General features: G+C 66.5%; 1 protein-coding gene. It reads right to left on the reverse strand.

Annotated features, from left to right (window positions below; all coding sequences use genetic code 11):
* Window positions 1-881: IS1634 family transposase (locus IM708_RS21055; RefSeq protein WP_209428504.1), on the reverse strand; the 881-nt coding region annotated here is incomplete at both ends.

Raw genomic sequence — 881 nt, forward strand, 5'->3', positions numbered from 1 at the left:
TTTCCCTCGTCCTGCGCGTCGAGCTTCGCCACCATCTTTTCGGCCATCGCCTCCAGTTCGACGATGCGGGCGCGGCGGCGGGCGGTCTGCTCCTCGGCGCGCAGCGGATCATGCGCGACGATCAGGCGTTGAGCGGCGAAGCTGCTCTCGGCGAGACCGTGCTCATCGAATACGATGGCACGGAAAGTCTCCACCAGCTCGGCGTAGCGGCGTGCCGGCACGGCCAGGATGAACTCCAGCCGGCGGCCGTCCTTGTCAGCCAGGGCGGTCAACTCGTCGATGTTCTCGAGGCTCAGCAAACCGCGGTCGGCCACGAGGATGACGCGCTGGATCGGAAACCGCTCCAGCACCGTCGCCAGCATGCCCTGCAGTGTCTTCGTCTCGGCGACATTGCCGGGATGGACGGTGTGCATGAGCGGCAGCCCCTCGGCGGTCTGCACCACGCCCAGGACGAACTGCCGGGCGATGCCGCCCACCTCCTTGTTCATGCCGAAGGCGCGGATGTCGTCCTCCACCGTGCCCTCGCCATGGATGCGCACGGTGGTCAGGTCGTAGAAGACGACAGCAAGATCGCGATCGACCAGCGGCCGGATCTGTTTGGCCAGCTCCAACTCGACCCGCTCGGCGTGATCCATCAGCGCGTCCATGGCGCGCAGCAGATGCTGGTGGGTGACGCCCGCGGGCATCTGCGGCATGGCGACGGTCTCCAGCCAGCGCAAACAGCCCAACTTGCTGGCGGGGTCACAGAGGCGGTTGAAGACCATCGCTCGAACGAGGGCTTCAACGTCGAGCTGGCGCTTGCCGGAGCGCAACGCGCGCCCGACGGCGCGATCAAGGCCGAGGTCTTTCCACAGCTCATGGAGTGCGAAGACGTCGCCATA

Source organism: Pararhodobacter sp. SW119 (assembly GCF_017811755.1).
GTDB lineage: Bacteria > Pseudomonadota > Alphaproteobacteria > Rhodobacterales > Rhodobacteraceae > Pararhodobacter.